1 protein-coding gene and 2 pseudogenes are annotated in these 2,792 nt (G+C 72.6%); all 3 read right to left on the reverse strand.

From position 1 onward, the window contains the following. A pseudogene (locus tag NN2_RS35530) lies at positions 1 to 1,104 on the reverse strand (hypothetical protein); the annotation flags it as partial. 6 nt (positions 1,105 to 1,110) lie between these two features. Next, complete coding sequence (locus NN2_RS35535; protein WP_030513935.1) at positions 1,111 to 2,601, reverse strand: SCO6880 family protein; 1,491 nt, start codon at positions 2,599 to 2,601, stop codon at positions 1,111 to 1,113. Beyond that, positions 2,598 to 2,792, reverse strand: a pseudogene (locus NN2_RS36800) (hypothetical protein); the annotation flags it as partial. The pseudogene NN2_RS36800 and the gene NN2_RS35535, both read right to left, overlap by 4 nt.

Consider the following 2,792-nt stretch of genomic DNA (forward strand, 5'->3'; position numbering starts at 1 on the left):
GTCCGCACCCTGGTCCGGTGAGTCGTGGTCGCTCGGCGCCGGGCGCGTCGCGGTCGGCGAGTCCGCATCTCCGGGCGGTGGCGGAACCGCTCCGGCCGCGCTCCCGTCCCGCCCGGACTCCTCGGCCGTGCCGGCCCCTTGCTGTCGAAGGCCGCTCGCTGTCGTCGGCGTCACCGTATCGCGTTCGGCGCCATGGCTTTCACGGTCCGCGCTGTCCTCCGCGCCCACGACCCGGCGACCGGCTCGCGGCGTCGCCGTGCGGGTCGTCGCGACGTCGTCGCGCGTCTCGTCGTTCTCGGACAGGGTCGTTCGCGGTGCCGCGTCACCGTTCGATCCGGTATCACGGCCCGGGTGCGTGCTCGACCGGTCGATGTCCCGGCCACCGTAGGACCGGTTGCGCGCCGACTCCGATGTCGACCGGCCGCCCCGGTTCCGCTCGGACTCCACCCCATCCCCGCCCGCACGGCCGCGGGCGCCGCCCACATCGCCGGTCCCGCGGCGGTTTCCGTCGCGCCCGGCCGATCCGTCTCGGTCGCCGTCCGCCGGACGACGACGCCCCGGCTCCGACTCGGCCCGCCGCATCGCACGGTCGCCCCCGGCGGATCCGGGCCTCGCCGCATCGTCACCGCGCCGCCGCAGACTTCCCGAGCCGCGCTCGCCGGAGATCGGGTCACTGCCCGAACCACGGTGCGGCGCACCGCCGCTCACGTCCGGTTCGGGTGCCGGGCGACGCTCGGTCTCCCGCCCGGGAGCCGTTCCTCGGGTGCGTCCCGAACCGTCCGCGCCGGCATCCGTGCGCGAGTGCCCCGTCGCGCGCCCACCGCGTTCCTGGGGCGCGGCGGCGTCCGGTCGGGTGCGCTCACCCTCCTCGCGTCGTGCTCGCCGGCGCGCCGGGCGCAGCGGTACGTCGTCCCAATCGGCAGGTGCGCCACCGTATTCCGAGCGGGGCAGGCCGGGCGCGTAGGCCTCGATGCCCCATTCGTCGTCGTGGCCCGTGCGCGTGCGCGGCCGGGCCTGGACCGGGTTCTCCGGATCCACCACCCGTTCGCTGTAGCGCGGTGGTTCGCCCCGGTAGCGAACCGGCGGCTCGTGCTCACCTGCCATCTGCGCTCACCCCGCCAATGCCTTGGGAATACTCGCGTGTTCCGGCAGGATCACCCCGCAGCCGAGTGAGGCCGCGAAGGCCGCCGCCTGGTAGCGGTAGCAACGCCGGATCTTCAACCGGGCCTGTGTGGACAGGTCGCGGGTAATGGCTTCGATCCGCGGCAGATCACCGCGCAGCGGTTCGGTGATGGTGACGAGCGCACCGAATCGGGTCACGCCGTGACCGCGCGCCTGTTCCTCACGCGCCTGCTGGGTGGCGCCCACCCGCAGCGTCGCCGAGGCGGAGACCACGCCCCGTTCGCTCTGCTGCGCGACCAGCGCGTTCTTGTAGTCGTCGTCCACGATCTCGGCGGCGTCGGCGGCCGAATGCGGACGGTAGACGATCGCGATCCGCTTGCGCGGGACCTCCGGATTCGGTGCCAGCAGGCGCTGCAGCACCCGCTCGTCGACCGCGCCCTCGGGTGCGGCGTCCATCTCCCAGGTGACCGAGCGGCCGCCGTCGTGGATGAACTGATCCCAGCGTTCCTCGTGCGAGATCGGGCCCGCGTCGGCCCAATCCAGCCCGTGCCCGCCGATCTCGCCGGCGGCCACTTCCAGATCGGCCTGCGCGGCCGGGTCGTAGCTGCGACGGATGAACGAGATCACCTCGTCGGCCGACATCGGCTGCGCCCGCACGCCCGCTTCGGCCAGCGCCGCGCAGATCCCCGGCAGCCGGCGACCGATCTCGACGGCCTCCTCGGCCGGATTCTTGCGTCGCTCGGCGGTGGTGGCCTTGAACGTGATCGCCACGCGCGGCAGCAGTTGCACGCGCTCCTGCGGCAATTCGGTCGCCAGCTCGTACATCACCTGCTGCGCCAGCGCCGGCGATTCCGGCCGGGTGATGGTGGAAACCTCGGTGAGCAAACGGTTTCCGGTCTCCGGCACGGTATCGATCACCGGAACCACCGCGACGATGTCGGAGGTCTGGCCCAGCGAGGCCAGGAAGGTTCCCCAGGCGGACACCCACCGATCGATCACCGGCTGGTCGACCGCCTCGTGTCCCTGCGGCCAAGCCCGGAGCACGACCGTGTACTGCGCGAATTGCGGCAGGTGGATCATGCCGAAGCTGTAGCCGCCGGCGTCGATTCCCTCGTACAGCCGCGAGGGCGCCATCAGTCCGGGCAGGCGCGCGACGCCGCCGGGGATGCGGGAGAACCGGCCGCCGCGATAGACGTGCTCGCCCTTGCTGCGGCCGCGCAACCAATGGAACATCATCAATCCCGTCTCGTAACCGGAGCGGCCCCCCGTCCGCCACACCAGTGGAACCATCACGACCACACCGATGATCGCGACGAACAGCGCCGGTTTCGGCCCGGCGACGAGCGCCGTCATCAGGGCGGTGATGACGACGACGAAGCCGAGCACCGTCTCCCCCCAGCGCAACCCGAAAAGGCCTGCGCTGCGGGGCTTCTGCCACAGCCCGTACGAGCGGCGCTCGTAGGTGTCGGTCGTCGTCATCGCGGGATGGTGCTCCTGCCGAGGTCGGGTGCGCGGTTGGTCCAGCGGTCACCGGCGATATCGCCCATGGCTTCGTCGGCGCGGTTGAGGTGCGCGCCCGCGGCCCGGGCCGTCGCGATGTTGTTCATGGCTCGCGACGCGCCGGATGGTACCGCCGCGGCACCGCCGGGTGCGCGTGGACTCGCGGGCGC

The sequence above is a fragment of the Nocardia nova NBRC 15556 genome (genome assembly GCF_001613005.1).
Taxonomy (GTDB): Bacteria; Actinomycetota; Actinomycetes; order Mycobacteriales; family Mycobacteriaceae; genus Nocardia; species Nocardia nova.